This is a genomic window from Massilia sp. BKSP1R2A-1 (genome assembly GCF_050586525.1).
Lineage (GTDB): Bacteria > Pseudomonadota > Gammaproteobacteria > Burkholderiales > Burkholderiaceae_D > Telluria.
Genome location: NZ_JBOBRE010000005.1, coordinates 199585 through 214596 on the forward strand (window position 1 = coordinate 199585; position 15012 = coordinate 214596).

General features: G+C 65.6%; 13 protein-coding genes. 11 read left to right on the forward strand and 2 right to left on the reverse strand.

What is annotated here, in order from left to right:
* Positions 1 to 31 precede the first annotated feature (31 nt).
* On the reverse strand, positions 32 to 1567 hold the full coding sequence (locus ACQ7JA_RS10055; protein WP_430897149.1) for a hypothetical protein: 1536 nt from the start codon (positions 1565 to 1567) through the stop codon (positions 32 to 34).
* Between the two features lie 295 nt (positions 1568 to 1862).
* On the opposite strand from ACQ7JA_RS10055, the gene ACQ7JA_RS10060 reads away from it, so the two are divergent.
* The 3 genes from ACQ7JA_RS10060 (at position 1863) to ACQ7JA_RS10070 (ending at position 6409) form a co-directional block, all read left to right on the forward strand.
* Complete coding sequence (locus tag ACQ7JA_RS10060) at positions 1863 to 2765, forward strand: protein phosphatase 2C domain-containing protein (RefSeq protein WP_430897151.1); 903 nt, start codon at positions 1863 to 1865, stop codon at positions 2763 to 2765.
* A gap of 318 nt (positions 2766 to 3083) precedes the next feature.
* Positions 3084 to 6143, forward strand: coding sequence for a TonB-dependent receptor (locus tag ACQ7JA_RS10065; RefSeq protein WP_430897153.1), 3060 nt, complete (start codon positions 3084 to 3086; stop codon positions 6141 to 6143).
* A 59-nt stretch (positions 6144 to 6202) separates the two neighbouring features.
* On the forward strand, positions 6203 to 6409 hold the full coding sequence (locus ACQ7JA_RS10070; RefSeq protein WP_430897155.1) for a DNA-3-methyladenine glycosylase I: 207 nt from the start codon (positions 6203 to 6205) through the stop codon (positions 6407 to 6409).
* Between the two features lie 173 nt (positions 6410 to 6582).
* On the opposite strand, the gene ACQ7JA_RS10075 is transcribed toward ACQ7JA_RS10070, so the two are convergent.
* Positions 6583 to 8166 (reverse strand): hypothetical protein, encoded by a 1584-nt coding sequence (locus ACQ7JA_RS10075; RefSeq protein WP_430897157.1) that lies wholly within the window; start codon positions 8164 to 8166, stop codon positions 6583 to 6585.
* Positions 8167 to 8392: 226 nt separating this feature from the next.
* On the opposite strand from ACQ7JA_RS10075, the gene ACQ7JA_RS10080 reads away from it, so the two are divergent.
* The 8 genes from ACQ7JA_RS10080 (at position 8393) to ACQ7JA_RS10115 (ending at position 14984) form a co-directional block, all read left to right on the forward strand.
* Complete coding sequence (locus tag ACQ7JA_RS10080) at positions 8393 to 9385, forward strand: tyrosine-type recombinase/integrase (RefSeq protein ID WP_430897159.1); 993 nt, start codon at positions 8393 to 8395, stop codon at positions 9383 to 9385.
* A 46-nt stretch (positions 9386 to 9431) separates the two neighbouring features.
* Positions 9432 to 10358, forward strand: coding sequence for an ROK family protein (locus ACQ7JA_RS10085; RefSeq protein ID WP_430897161.1), 927 nt, complete (start codon positions 9432 to 9434; stop codon positions 10356 to 10358).
* Positions 10351 to 11082 carry a copper homeostasis protein CutC gene (locus tag ACQ7JA_RS10090; RefSeq protein WP_430897163.1) on the forward strand — a complete coding sequence of 244 codons (732 nt, stop codon included), beginning with the start codon at positions 10351 to 10353 and terminating at the stop codon, positions 11080 to 11082. Before ACQ7JA_RS10085 ends, ACQ7JA_RS10090 begins: the two co-directional genes overlap by 8 nt.
* Positions 11083 to 11172: 90 nt before the next feature.
* A complete protein-coding gene (locus tag ACQ7JA_RS10095; protein WP_430897165.1) occupies positions 11173 to 11832 on the forward strand; it encodes an amino acid ABC transporter permease in 660 nt (219 codons plus the stop codon).
* Positions 11832 to 12503, forward strand: coding sequence for an ABC transporter permease subunit (locus ACQ7JA_RS10100; protein WP_430897167.1), 672 nt, complete (start codon positions 11832 to 11834; stop codon positions 12501 to 12503). The genes ACQ7JA_RS10095 and ACQ7JA_RS10100 overlap by 1 nt, the downstream gene beginning before the upstream one ends.
* A 1-nt stretch (position 12504) precedes the next feature.
* Positions 12505 to 13239, forward strand: coding sequence for an amino acid ABC transporter ATP-binding protein (locus ACQ7JA_RS10105; protein ID WP_430897169.1), 735 nt, complete (start codon positions 12505 to 12507; stop codon positions 13237 to 13239).
* A 3-nt stretch (positions 13240 to 13242) separates the two neighbouring features.
* The gene (locus ACQ7JA_RS10110) at positions 13243 to 14169 is read left to right on the forward strand and encodes an isoaspartyl peptidase/L-asparaginase (protein ID WP_430897171.1); all 927 of its coding nucleotides are present in this window, start codon (positions 13243 to 13245) and stop codon (positions 14167 to 14169) included.
* The gene (locus tag ACQ7JA_RS10115) at positions 14166 to 14984 is read left to right on the forward strand and encodes a substrate-binding periplasmic protein (RefSeq protein ID WP_430897173.1); all 819 of its coding nucleotides are present in this window, start codon (positions 14166 to 14168) and stop codon (positions 14982 to 14984) included. Before ACQ7JA_RS10110 ends, ACQ7JA_RS10115 begins: the two co-directional genes overlap by 4 nt.
* Positions 14985 to 15012 lie beyond the last annotated feature (28 nt).

A 15012-nucleotide genomic window follows, 5' to 3' on the forward strand; every position in this document is an offset into this window, starting at 1 on the left:
GTCGCCAGCCGTGCGCGCCCTTGGCAGCGGCTCAGGGCGCCTTCGACGAGACCGGCGTGCCGACTGCGCAGACCGGCGCACCGGCGATGTAGCGCCAACCGAGCGGATGGACGTGCGCGTCGCCCGGCGCCACCCGTCCGCCCGGTCCGCACAGCGCCGCATGCGCCGCCGCGCTGTCCACGTTGAACAGGATCTTCTTCGGATGGCGCAGGTCCGGATAGGCCACGACCCGGTCCGGATGCATGGAGCCATCCTGTCCCGTGATCCGCTCGAAGAAGATCTCCGGTTCGGGTTCGTAGAGGGCAGGGAAGTGGTGCAGCACGAAGAGCGGCACCCGGCCGAGCTTTTCGTGGTGATAGCTGCGCGCATACTTGACCATGCCCGCCTGGACCAGCAGCATGGCCAGCAGCAGCGCGAGCGGCCAGCGCGGCACGCGCTGCATCCAGCCGAGCGCCAGGTAGAGCAGGGGCATCGCGCCCCAGAAGGCATAGCGCATCACGCCCGAGGCGCCCGAGTTCCAGTTGACGGTCGACAGCGAGGGAATCGCCAGCGCGAGGCTGAACAGCAGGGCGAGCAGGGTGTGCGGCAGCCAGCGCCGTCTGCCAGGGGCGAAGAGCTGGACCAGGACCAGCAGCATCACCACCGGGAAGGCCACGATCATGCCCTGGTTGAGGTCGAAGTAGAAGGAGACCAGGCGCGTGGGCGTGATGAAGGGCGGGTAGGTCGACAGCACCGCGATGATGCTCGGCACACCCCACACATGATAGTTATACGCAGCCGGCAGCGCAGCCAGGCCCGCCTGCAGGATCGAGGCGAACACGGTGTGGCGCGTGAGGACACGGCGGATCGCCGCCGGCCAGGCGAGACCTTCGTCGGCGCGGACATAGGCGATGCGGATCAGGGGTGCGAACACCGAGAAGAACACCAGCGGCGGATTCTGCATCGCCGCGACACCGGCCAGCACGGCGGCGACATAGGGGCGGCCCAGGATCGTGTAGACCAGCGCGGCCAGCAGCGCGCTGGCGGTCATGAATTCGGGACTGCACCAGTTCGAATACAGCAGGCCGCCGGACAGGAGGAACAGCAGGGTGGCGAACACCGTGCGCCTGACCGAGCGGCTGAAGCGGTACAGGGCCAGCACCAGGATCGTCAGCGCCGCCATGTTCACGAACTGGAAGGCCTTGAAGGGCGGGGCGCCTAGGCCATCCAGGATCTTGAAGGGGATCACCGCCAGTGCGGAATAGGCGAGGAAGTGGATCGCGTAATGCCCGCCGCGCTCGCTGCCCACGAAGCCGGGGAAGGGCCATTTGTCGCCACGCGCCATGCCGGCGCGCAGCTGGCGGTGGATTTCGACGAAGCCGATCTCGGGGGAAAGACGTTCGGAGACCGTGATGTCTTCAGGGCGGATGTCCGGGCTCGCATGGTTGGCGAGGGCGATCGTCATCAGGGCATACTCCTGGAAGTCGCCGCTCTTGGAAGGCCGGGTGAGGGCGAGGGCGGCGAACCAGAGGAAGACGAGGAAGAGGGCAAGTCGCCCATGGGGCGTGGCAGGGAGAAAGCGCTGCATGCGATGACGAGGACGCCGCCGCAGGGGAGCGGGCCGCGCGGCCCGCGCGCCCGGCGCGAGCGTCGCATCCGATCCTTTCGGTAATGGGGGAACGGTCGAGATTCTATCTTGCCAACTGGGCAAGTGAAAGAAGACTTAATGCATAGCATGTTCCATCCATAAATATCGCCGAGATAGAATACGAGTACCATTTTTCACTCGACATTAGCATATATAATGTCGAGTTCGTCCATTGTGCGCCGATAGGTATGATGGTCCAGTCGACGCTTCTTCCGTATAACTGCGGCACCATGACATGAACATGCATCTCGAAGCGGTATCCTCAGGGGCTCGCCCAGCCCGGAACGAGGACCTGGCGATCGCCACCGAATCGCGTCACGGACACGAACTGCTTGTGATCGACGGCGCCACGTCGGTGGCCGATCGTGACTACATCGATCCGGTCCGCGGCGACGTTTGCTGGTTCGTCCGCCAGTTTGCCTCCGCTTTGGAATCTGTCATGCACGAAGGACTTTCCCAGCACGACGCCGTCCGCAAGGCCATCGAGCCCGTGTACGCACGATTCCAGGAGCTGGGCGGAGAGCGCGACGTCCCCGATTACGCGTGGCCGATCGCCGCACTTTCCTGGGTGCGGGCGCGCGAGACGGGCGACGGCCACCGGCTGGCGCTGTACTCCCTTGGCGACTGCACGATCCTGATGCGCACCCCCGATGGCGCTGTACGCGACCTCGATCCTTTCGTGAACCCGCAGGAAGCGATCGTGCGCACCGAAGTCGCCCGGCTCAAGGCGGAAGGCGTCCAGGATCCGGCCACCCGTTTCTCCCGGCTCCTGCCCATGCTGCGCGCGCGCCGTGTCCTGCAGAATACGGCGCCGAACAGCAATTCCCTGTGCCTGCGCCCGAACGGCGCCTTCGGCGCCCGTACCGCAACGGTCGATGCTCCCGCAGGCTCGGCCATCCTCGTCATGAGCGACGGCTTCTACCGGCTGGTCGATACCTATGGCCTCCATACTCCGGGCAGTCTGTTCAGCCTGTGCATGGAGGACGGCCTGCAGGCAGCACTCGCGCAGCTGCGCAACCATGAAACCGCGACGCGCGCCACGGCGGCTGTGGTGAAAGCAGCCGATGACGCTTCGGCCGTGCTTTGGCATCCGGCCAGGCGTGCCCAGCCCTGCCATTCGGGAGAGGCAGGAGCGTGATCCGCGCGACTCGTTGTGATCTAACAACAATCTTAAGTAAGAGGCGACGCGGCTGTATAGAACGTCAATATCTCAAATTCATCGAATTCGCGCTCAATTAGCCGGCATCTTCTCCTTTTTGCCAAACATACATATGATTAATGTCCATTTGTACGAATATTTTGGCATGTTTGTTCTCTGTGAACTGATTCGTGGATGATATTTACAAATAGAATCATCCAGTCCTCTTTCTCCGGCACGGCCACGACGCCACGTCAGGCGAGAGGATTCAGCCTGCCGCCAACAAGGCGGCAGATCACAAAGAATAGGAGAGACTACATGGCAGTGAAAACAAAACTGGCCCGCTCGCTCGCCCTGGCATTCGGTGCTACCGCACTGACGCTTGGAATGAGTTCGACGGTACTGGCGCAATCGAATACCACCGGTAACGTCTACGGCGCCGTCGAAAGCCCCGCAGGCGCAACGGTCGTCATCGAGAACCTCGACACCAAGCTGCGCCGCACCGCGACGGTCGAAAGCAACGGCCGCTATCTGGCGACTTCGCTGCCGCCGGGCCGCTACTCGGTCCAGCTGGTGCGCAACGGCACCGTGGTGCAGACCCGCGAAGTCGAGGTGCTGATCGGCCAGGGCGCCGAAGCGGTTTTCACCACCCAGCAGGTGCAGGTCGTCGGCCGCCGCCGCGTGATCGACGTGAGCAACACCAATAACGGCGCCGTCTTCACCTCGCAGCAGCTGCAGAACCTGCCGATCGCGCGCAACGTCGAGTCGATCATCCTGATCGCACCGAATACGACCCAGGGCGACAGCCGCTACCCGAACGGCGCCAACAGTTTCGGCGGCGGCGCGGTTTCGGAAAACTCCTATTACGTGAACGGTTTCCCGGTCACCAACCCGCTGACCCAGCTCGGCTACATGGAGCTCCCCTACGGCGCAATTGGCCAGGCGCAGATCCTGACCGGCGGCTTCGGCGCGGAGTTCGGCCGCTCCGTCGGCGGCGTGGCCAACATCACCACCAAGAGCGGCACCAATCGCTGGGAAGTGGGCGGCATCGCCCAGTGGGAGCCGAAGAACCTGGCCGCCAGCCAGGTCGACATCTACTACCCGAAGGTCGGCGCCCCGAATACGGTCGCGACCGACGGCACCCTGTACCGCCGCCGCTCCGGCAACGAGACCGACCGCAAGCTGCTCGGCTTCAACGTCGGCGGCCCGCTGATCCAGGACAAGCTGTTCTTCTTCGGCTCGCTGGAACAGACCCGCACCGAGTTTTCCGGCACCAATGCCATCAACGGCCTGCGCCTGAACACCGCGTCGAACATCCGTGGCTGGGAGGATTCGGAGACCGACACCACCCGCTACCTGGTGAAGCTGGACTGGAACATCAACGACAACCACCGCCTCGAGTACACCGGCTTCGGCGACACGTCGAAGAAGGACAAGTACCTGTCCGGCTACAACTACACGACCGGCGCGCGCAACGGCGTCACCGGCGCCAGCGAACACTACAAGAACTTCTCCGGCGAAACCCCGGTCGGCGGTATCGTCAACATCCTGAAGTACACCGGCAATATCACCGACGACCTGACCGTGACCGCCCTGTACGGCCGCTCGAAGACCAAGCACGAGAACACCTACGGCAGCTACGCGGGCGTGAACCCGAACGTCTACCAGGTGACCTACACGTCCACCGGCAAGGTGCCCGGCCTGCCGGATCCAAGCCCCAACCCCATCAGCGGCAACGTTCCGATCACGGGCGGCGAAGATACGGTCGAGAGCGCGCGCCTGGACCTGGAATACAAGCTGGGCAACCACACGATCCGCGCCGGTATCGACGAGAACCGCCTGAGCTCCGAGGACGCAGGCGTGTACCGCGCCGGCGGCGGCCTGTGGGCCTATGCGCGCAGTGCGCAGTCGCCGACTACGCCGATCGCACTGCAGAACGTGGTGGTCGCCCCGGCCAGCGGCGGCGGCTACGGCCTGCAGGGCTACTACGTGACCGAGACCAAGTTCACCTCGATCACCGACGCCTATTCCGACCAGTCCGCGCAGTACATCGAAGACCGCTGGCAGGTCACCAAGGACCTGCTGCTGACCATCGGCGTGCGTAACGAGCAGTTCGAGAACCGCAACGGCGAGAAGCAGAAGTTCATGGACATCAAGGACCAGATCGCCCCGCGCTTCTCGGCGTCCTGGGACGTCAATGGCGACTCGACCCTGAAGGTATTCGGTACGGCCGGCCGCTACTTCGTGCAGGTGCCGACCAATATCTCGGTGCGCGGCGCTTCGCGCTCGCTGTTCACCAGCCAGGCCTTCACCTACACGGGCATCGACCCGGTCACCGGCGCTCCGCAAGGTCTGGTGCCGCTGGTGCCGGCGCCGTTCTCGACCAATAACGAGTACTTCCAGGCCAAGCACCCGAGCACCGTCGCTGCCCAGGACCTGGAGCCGACCTACCAGGACGAGATCACGCTGGGATTCGAGCGCGCGCTCACGCCGGACATCACCTTTGGCGCCCGCGCAACCTACCGCACCCTGCGTTCGACCATCGACGACATGTGCGACAACCGTCCTTTCCTGGCCTGGCTCGCGCGTAATCCGAACGTGAACACCTCGAAGTGGACCGGCTTCGGCTGTGCCGCCTTCAACCCGGGCGAGGACAACACCTTCCTGGTCGACTTCGCCAACACCGGCACCAACCTGACCGAAGTGAAGCTCACCGCAGCCGAGCTCGGCTTCGATGAGGCGAAGCGTACCTACAAGGCGATCGACCTGTTCGTCGAGCACCCGTTCCGCAATGGCTGGTACGGCCGCGTGAACTATACCTGGTCGAAGAACTACGGCAACACGGAAGGGCAGACCCAGTCGGATATCGGCCAGCTGGACGTGTCGCACACCGTGAGCTGGGACAAGCCTGAGCTGATGCGCGGCAAGTACGGCCCGCTGCCGAACGACCGCACCCACCAGCTGAAGGCCTTCGGCTTCTACCAGTTCACGCCAGAATGGATGGTCGGCGGCAACCTGCTGGCGCAATCCGGCCGTCCGAAGAACTGCCTGGGCGCCGACCCGACCGTGCCGGCCGCGCACAGCTACGGTTCCTACTACGACACCTGCTTCGGCCGTCCGGCCCCGCGTGGTTCGGAAGGGCGCCTGCCGTGGACCACGCGCCTGGACCTGAACCTGGCCTACATGCCGTCCTACGTGAAAGGCATGGCAGTGAGGCTGGACGTGTTCAACGTCATGAACCGCCAGACGGTCCAGTCGATTTCGGAGCAGCTGAACCAGAACTCGACCCAGACCCGCCTGGACAGCTACCACCGTGTCCTGTCGACCCAGACGCCGCGCTATGCGCGCTTCACGGTCGAGTACAACCACAAGTTCTGATCCCGAGCGCGCTTGTAGCGCATGAAACCGCGGGCGATGCCCGCGGTTTTTTTCAGTGGATGGCGCCGCAAACGGCATCAACGGCCGAGGAGTTGATCGCCCTGGCCAAGGATCTGAAGCGGCGCGGGTGGAAGTTCGTCGGGCCGACCACCGTGTATGCCTTCATGCAGGCGATGGGGCTGGTCAACGACCATGTGGTGGAATGCGTGGTGGCGGAAGATGTCCGGCAGGCCAGGGCCGGTTTCCGTGTGCCGGTGACTGTATGAAGCGCTTGAAGCCCTTGCGCCTGTGACCGCTGGAGTTGGCGCAAGGAGGGCCCGACGTGGAGCTCCTCACGGAGGTCATTTAACATAATATAGATTATGCGCACTTCAGCTCGGAGTGCTCAGAGTCGCGTTTTGGCCGGTTGCGCCCCGGTTCCTCCATGCACTGATGCCAGCTAATGCACCTCTTGGGGATCCGCATACAGTGCGCGCTCAAACACCAGCATGCCGCGACGGTAAGCAAATCGAACTCCCGATCGTGGATTCGTCATGAATAGCGCACCGGTTTTCCACGCACGCGGATCCTGCCGTCCGCGGGTGTACGCCGCCATCAGTTCTTCGCCGGCGAAGCGGATCAACTCCGGCTCGACGCTGTCCATAAAGAACACTTCGTCGAACAAAAACTCCGTATGGACCGGCTGCTCGAAGCCGAGATGCTCGCCCCATTTCCGCGCGACCTCCAGACCTGCGAGCACCTTGTCGCAGTCGCGGCCCATCTTGCGAAGCGCCTCCGGCCCTATGTCGAGATCGATGTCGAACGGTTCCGGAAACAGTTCAGAAATGGAATTCATCCCCGCGCCATGGGTCAGGCGACTGAGGTATCCGACGGGCTCCCAGCCGGCAGCGATCCTGGCCAGCAAGCCGTGGTAGCCATGAAACTTGTCCCGATCGAACGGCGACCGCAGGTACGGCGTGCGCAGCGGCTTCGCCCTGAGCCGGCTCTTGATCGAGTGCGTGCCATGCTTGATCTCCACTGTAAGACGCCAGTCGAAGGCGCTGACGTCGTCGAAGCTGTGCAGCGACTCGATGCCGACCACTTCGCCCTCTTCGTGCGAATAGCTCAACCTGCAGCGGATATCGGCTCTTTGCCATATTCCGCCCGCGAGAATCTGGCCGCTGACCGGGTCTCTCGCGCCGAGGAGCACTTCGCTGATGCTGGTCAAACCGGTCATGGCAGGGCTGTACCCGCCCTCTCCCTCGAGCCATGCCCTGGCGATCTCAATTGCGCGCCTACGTTCCCGTTCATACTGGCTCGCCACCGCGCCTCCAGTTGGCCGTTCGACGATCCATGCAGGATCCTCGGGCACGCTCGCCGGCCGCGCGAGCGAAGACACCGCGCTGACGATTGGCTTGAGGGAAAAACCGGCGGGCAGCCTTGGCGGCAGGCTGTCCACGTGGCGGTCGAGGAGCGCCATTTTCTGGATGGCGCGCGACATGAAGGCATCGACCATGGCTTGCGTATCAATCCCGGCGATCAAGTCGACTTCCGTCCCCGCGGCGTTCTCCCATACGCACTCGTTCCAGTCCCGAACGCCGCATTCCCGCACATAGAAGCCGATCCAGCCGTTCTGCCGCTCGAGCTCATGCGCAAGCTCCCGGACGGCTTTCATGCGCAAGAGATGTTCCGCCGAGTACCGGTCCTGAAAATCGTCTACTTCCCTGCCATGCGTCGCGCACATCCACATGCCGTTCGAACGGTGCCTGATCTCCTCGAACGTGCGGCCGCCTTGTCCTCTCGGACCGCCCGCGCGGGCCGAATAGACGTGGGCGGCCACGCTGATCCCCCTGACGACGGCTTCGCCGTCGCGATCCTCCGTCACGCCCTCGGTCAGGCAGAGGCAGGTGCGGAAACAGCAGCGGCCGCCGGCAGCCTTGTACAAAATTTCCCGCGTCGCAGGGGTAAAGTTAATCCGGCGCTTTCCGATCTCAACACCCGAGTTCATGTCCGTCAGCGTGTAGTTGCCAATAGGTAACAGCATGGCGAAAATCGTTAGCCTTGGCAAGCGTATGCCAGGCCTGGTCAAAGGTGGTGCCCGCTCTGTCGGCGCCCTCCCTCGTACCTGGCCTTCCCCCTGGTAGCTTGTGTGCCGGGCGTGTTCGTTTCCGGAGTTCGTGACGTTTCCATGTTTGGCGTTGTTTTGAGCGAACCGTGGGTTAGTTACTTTTTATGTTAGCGTAGTGCTTTCGCCGACCCGACTGCTCGCCATGCACACCCTGAAAAGCTGGAATGCCGACCCGGTCAAGGCATTCAAGGAGTTTGTCTTCACCGAAGCGTTCGCCGAGACCGGGCGGCGCGCCCGTGCCGATGGAACACTCAGGGTGCTGTCCGAACAATCGGCGAAGATCTACGTCTTCATGTTCAACAAGGTCGCCGGATGGATCCAGGAGCAAGGTCTCACCTTCTCCACCACCGGCGAAGCCGACCTGCTGCGCTTCATCGGCCGCACCGAGAACAACAAGCCGGTCCTGAACAGCAAGATCGCCTACCGCTACCTGCGCCTGCTGGAGCGCTGCTACGAGCACCTCGCGGTGGCCCCGAATCCGGCGACGCAGGCCATCCTCCACATCGACCGCGCCCACATCAAGAAGGACGAAGCCGGACGCAGCCTGTCGGAAGATCAGCTGGAGCGCTTCTTCAACGCCCTGCCCGCCGACCCGCCACGGCGCCGCCGCAGCACGCCCTTCGACGGCTGGAAGCGGCGGCGCGACCGCGCCATGCAGGTCGTGATCGCACTCGCCGGCCTGCGGGTGTCCGAAGCCGTCGGCCTGCTCGTGGCCGAAGTCGGCCGCCAGGCGGCCCTCGACGGATCGATCGAGCTCACCATCACGCCGAGCGAGAAGCACGACACCAGCCATGAACACACGGTCACCCTCCCTCGCGAAGGCGTCGACGAACTGCGCCCCTGGCTGGAGGAGCGCGAAGCGATGGGCATCCCGGGCCAGTTCGTCTTTCCCGCCAACCTTGCCGGCAATCGCCTGACGCGAAAGACTGTCTACGTCCAGATGCGCGCGACCTTCGAACGTGCCGGCCTGGACCTGGAGCGCTCGGGCGGACGCACCCTGCGCAACACCTTCGCGAAACGGCAGCTCGACGCGGGCACGAAACCGGAGGAGCTCAAGGACGTCCTCGGGCTCGCGCTCGAACGCTCCGCGGCCGACTACAAGCTGACCCGCGTGAAGCCGGATCCGACCGAGTGAGGGCGATTCTCGGCCCGCTGGCCTTTCGACGAGACTTGCCGGTATCATGCGCACCATGATTACCTGTTTCGATATTGGCGGCAGCGCCATCAAATGCGCGGTCGCCTCGAGCGACGGCCAGATCGGGTCTTTGGCGCGCGTACCGACGCCCGCCCACGACTTCGACGCCTTCACGGCCGCCATGCGCACCCTGATCGCTGCCGGCGGGCCTTCGCGCGGCGTCGCCATCTCGATCGCGGGCGTGATCGATCCGGCGAGTGGCCGCATCAAGTGCGCCAATATTCCCTGCATCGACGGCCGCACCCTGTCGGCCGACCTGGCCGCAGCCTTCGGCCTGCCGGTCTGGATCATCAACGACGCCGACAGCTTCGCCCTCGCCGAAGCCCAGGCGGGCGCGGGACGCGGCCATGCGAACGTCTTCGGCCTGATCCTCGGAACGGGCGTCGGCGGTGGCCTGGTCTACGGCGGGCGGCTGGTCGGCGGGCCTGGCGGTTTCGCCGGCGAATGGGGCCACGGCCCGGTGGCTGCACAATTCGCCGGCAGCCCGCCGCAGGCGATTCCACGCTTCCCCTGCGGCTGCGGCCAGACCGGCTGCATCGACACCGTCGGCGGCGCGCGCGGCCTCGAGCGGCTGCACCAGCACCTGCACCAGCAGCAGCTGGACAGCCGCGCCATCATCGATGCCTGGCAGGCCGGCGATGTCCGCGCCGGCCGCACCATCGACTGCTTCGTCGACCTGCTCAGCGGTCCGCTGGCCATGCTGGTCAACACCGTCGGCGCCTCGATCCTGCCGGTGGGCGGCGGCCTGGCCAACAGCGCGGCCCTGATCGCGCGCCTCGACGGGGCGGTACGCGCCGGCATCCTGCGCAAGACCGATGCGCCCATCATCGTTCCCGGCCAGTCCGGCGCGGAACCGGGACTGATCGGCGCAGCCTGGCTGGGCCTCGACAAGGTAGGTGGCGCGCATGCCTGAACCGATCGTGCTGGAGGTGTGCATCGACAGCGTCCAGGGCCTGGCCGCGGCGATCGAGGGCGGCGCCGACCGCATCGAATTGTGCAGCGCGCTGGAAATCGGCGGCCTGACGCCGAGCGCCGGCCTGCTGCGCGCAGCCACGAACAGCCCGGTGCCGGTCGTGGCCATGATCCGGCCGCGCGGCGGGGATTTCTGCTTCGACGAGATCGAGGCCCGGCTGATGCTTGAGGAGATCGACGCCGTCGCAGCCGCGGGTCTGCAAGGCGTGGTGCTCGGCGCATCCCTGCAGGACGGCCGGCTGGACCTGCGGCTGCTCGAGCGCCTGGTGCGCCGGGCCGCGGACCAGGGGCTGCGCTGCACGCTGCACCGGGCCATCGACCTGTGCCCGGACCTTGGCGAGGCGTCGCGCCAGGCCGTTGACCTTGGCTTCGAGCGCATCCTCACGTCCGGCGGCGCACGCAGCGCGCCGGATGGCCTGGACGGCCTGCGCCGCTGTTTCGATGCCGCCGCCGGCCGCATCGCGATCATGCCCGGCGCAGGAATCGGCGCAGACAATGTGCACCTGCTGCGCGGCCAGTTGCCGCTGACCGACGTCCACGCATCCTGCTCCGAACCCGTACCGGAAGCCTCACCGGAGGTAAGGGCTTTCGGATTCGATACGGGCGGGCGCCGCCGGACCAGCCGCACGAAAGTCGCGGCGCTGAAAGCTAAACTGCAGGCTTGAACCCGTCGCGCTCTTGATATCCCCGGCAGCGTGTGTGAGACTTGCCCGGTTTGCACTGAAACCGGTTTCGATCCAGTCGGAGTACGCTGTTTGCCGTTCGACCTCACCACGCTTGAACCCTATCTCGGCGACCTCGCGCTCGGCGCCCGCCTGACCGCCCTCGCCTGCGCGCTGGCCCTGGCCGGCGGCCTGCTGCTTGGCGTCGTCGCGGCCCTGATGCGCACCGCAAGCGCGCCGCTGGCCCGGCGCGTGGCCGAGGCCTACGTCGACGTCTTCCGCAACGTTCCCTTCATCGTCCAGCTGTTCTTCCTGTTCTACGGCCTGCCCGAGATCGGCGTCGAACTGAGCGCCTTCGCCACCGGCGTGCTGGCGCTGTCGCTGGCGGGCGGCGCGTTTACCTCCGACGTGATCCGCTCCGGCATCCTGTCCGTCGAGCCGGGCGTGCTGGAGGCGGCCCAGGTCAGCGGCCTGTCGCGCCTGGCCATCTACCGCCGCATCGTCCTGCCCATCGCCTTGCGCACCTCGGTCCGCCCGCTCGGAGCGGTGTTCGTCAACCTGATCCTGACCTCGTCCATCCTGTCGGCGATCACCATCAACGAACTGACCGGCACCGCGAAGATCGTGGCCTCGGATACCTTCCAGCCCTTTGAGGTCTACCTGCTGCTGCTCGTGATGTATGCGGCGATGACCTGGCTCGTGTCGCTCGCGAGCGGGGCGCTGCACCGGCGCCTGAACCGGAACCTCGCCTGATGCGGTTCACGGATTTCACCCACCACGACCTGCTCCTGCTGCTGCAGGGACTGGGCGTCTCGGTCGCGCTGTTCGTCGCGACGGCCGTCATCGGGCTGCTGCTTGGCCTCTCATGGGCGATGCTGCGCTATTACCGCACCCCGCTGCTGGCGCCACTGGCCGCGCTGCTCGCCGAACTGCTCAAGAATTCGCCGGTGCTGGTGCAGCTCTTCCTCGTCTTCTTCGGCCTGCCGGTGCTGCTGCAGACCGACCTGACGCCGGTGGAGGCGGCCCTGATCACCCTGTCCGGCAACACGGCGGCCTTCGTCTACGTGATCGCCGTCTCCGCCATCGAATCGGTCGGCCGCGAGCAGCTGGAGACGGCGCGCGTCTTTGGCCTCACTCGCTGGCAGATACTGCGCCGCGTCGTGGCGCCGCAGGCGGCGGCCTTTGGCTTCGGCCCGCTGACGGGCCTCCTGGTCAACCAGCTGCAGGTAACGTCGCTGATCTCGGTGATCGGCGTCGTCGACCTGACCAAGGTGGGCGCGATCCTGAATGTCCGCACGCTCAAGCCCTTCATCGTCTGGACGGTGATCGGCCTGCTGTACTACCTGATGGCTCGCCTGATCGCCTCGAGCTGCGCCCGGTGGGAAGCGCGCCTGCGCGCGCATAATCAATGGAAGGGTTTGTAAGATGATCGAGATCGCAGGCGTGATCAAGCGCTTCGGCGCCAGCACGGTCCTCGACGGCATCGACCTGCGCATCGCGCCGGGCGAAGTGGTGTCCATCCTCGGGGCCAGCGGTTCCGGCAAGTCGACGCTGATCCGCTGCATCAACGGGCTGGAAAAGCTCGATGGCGGTGCGATCTCTGTCGACGGCCACAGCGTCGACGATCCAAAAGGCTTGCAGCACGCGCGCCGCAGCTGCGGCACGGTGTTCCAGCTGTTTAACCTGTACCCGCACATGACGGCGCTGCAGAACGTCACGCTGGCCCCGATCGAGGTATTGAAGGTGCCACGCCGCCAGGCGGAAGAGGAAGGGCGCGAGCTGCTCGCCGCCGTGGGCCTGCTCGAGCGCGCGGACGCCTGGCCCGCCCAGCTTTCCGGCGGACAGCGCCAGCGCGTCGGCATCTGCCGCGCCCTGGCGATGAGGCCGCGCTACCTGCTGCTGGACGAAGTCACCAGCGCGCTCGATCCGGAAATGACGGCCGAAGTGCTGGCCATCCTCGGCAAGCTGGCGCGCAGCGGGACCACCATGCTCTTCGTCACTCACGAGATCGAATTCGCGCGGCACATCTCGAACCGCATCGTGTTCCTGGACGGGGGGCGCCTGCTGGCCGACCTGCCGGCCGCGCACTTCTTCGCCCAGGACGGCGGCATGGCGCAGCCGCGCATCGCCCAATTTTTGTCCAAAATGAGTAAATCGTAAATCATGAGAATGCTGCTTGCGAACGCCGAGGCCTGGCCCGGCTTCGAGACCACGGTCGATCTGTTGAGGCGGGACGGCGCCGGCATCGACGCCATGGTTGCCGGGATCGCGAAGGTCGAACGTGAAGCGAAGGTGCGCAGTGTCGGCTACGGCGGCTGGCCGAACATGCTGGGCGAGATGGAATTCGACGCCGGCGTCATGGACGGCACGACGCGCGACGTCGGCGCGGTCGGTGCGGTCCCTGCCACCCTGCCCGTCTCCGCCCTGGCGCACGAGGTCATGAAGCATCTGCCGCACGTGATGCTGACCGGCGCAGGCGCGCGCCGCTTCGCCACCGAGCGCGGCTTCGCTCTGGATGAGGTGCTGCACCCGGACAGCAAGCGCGTGTGGTGGGAAAAGCTGGAGAGAGAGATGTCGCCGGAACAGCGCGCGGCCTTCCCCGACATTCCCCTGGCGCCGCTCAGCAACACCATCACCGACCCGGAACGCGTGCGCGACACCACGGTCTTCCTGGGCCGCGACGTCGGGGAGAACATCGGCGTGGTGACCTCGACTTCCGGCTGGGCCTGGAAGTATCCGGGGCGCCTCGGCGACTCGCCGATCCCCGGCGCCGGCTTCTACGCGGACAGCCGCTATGGCGCCGCCGCCTGCACCCATACGGGAGAGATGACCATGCGCTGCGGGACGTCGCGCAGCATCGTGCTGGCGATGCGGCTCGGCTACTGCCTGGCGGACGCCATCAAGCTGGCGGTCGAGGAGCTTTCCGAGCTGAAGTCCGGCTTCCTGGCCGGCGTCGTGATCCACGCCATGGACGCAAAGGGCAATCACCAGGTCGTCAACTACCGCTGCGACGAAGAGATCCGCTACTGGTACTGGGACGAGGGCATGGCCGCGCCGGAGCTGCGCGTGGCCGGCAAGGCCACATCATGAAAGGATCGACTATGCAGCATCGCTTCACCCGCTTCACACGCTTCGCCGCCGCGGCGGCCTTGCTGCTGCTCGCGGCCTCCGCACAGGCCGGCCGCATCGAAGAGATCAAGGCGCGTGGATACGTGCGCATCGGCGTCTCCCTGGGCGGCGAGCCGGTAGGATTTCGCAACGCCGGCAATGAACCTAGCGGCTACGACGTCGACGTCGCCAGGCAGCTGGCCGCGAAGCTCGGCGTGCCGGTACGCTTCTCCGACGTGTCCAGCGACGCGCGCATCTCGATGCTGATGTCGAAACAGCTCGACCTGGTGGTGGCGAACGTCTCGATCACGCCCCAGCGCGCACGCGTGGTGGACTTTTCGATTCCCTACAACCAGGCGGGCCTGCGCGTGATCGCCCAGAAGAGCGCGAAGGTCAGGACATTGGCGGACCTGAACGGCAAGCGCGTCGTGGTCGGCCGCGGCACCACGGCGGACGCCTTCCTGAAGAAATCGGCCCCGCAGGCGGTGGTCGTCTACACCGACAACTTCGCGCCGGACGGCGTCCTGCTGCTGCGGCAGAAGCGGGTCGATGCCGGCATCGAGGATTCCTCGCTGCTCGACTATCTCGCCAGCAAGAACGCCCAGCTCGAGACCCTGCCCACGATGTATGGCAACACGCCGATCGGCATCGCGATGGCCAAGGGCGATCCGGCCCTGCTCGCATTCGTGAACGGCTTCGTTGCGGACTACATCAAATCGGGCGCCTACGCGGACAACTACCGGAAGTGGTGGGGCGCCAGGGCCGTGCCGCCGGTACTGACGCCACAGGCGCGGTAAGCTCGACCTCCCGGGACCGTTCGAGGAC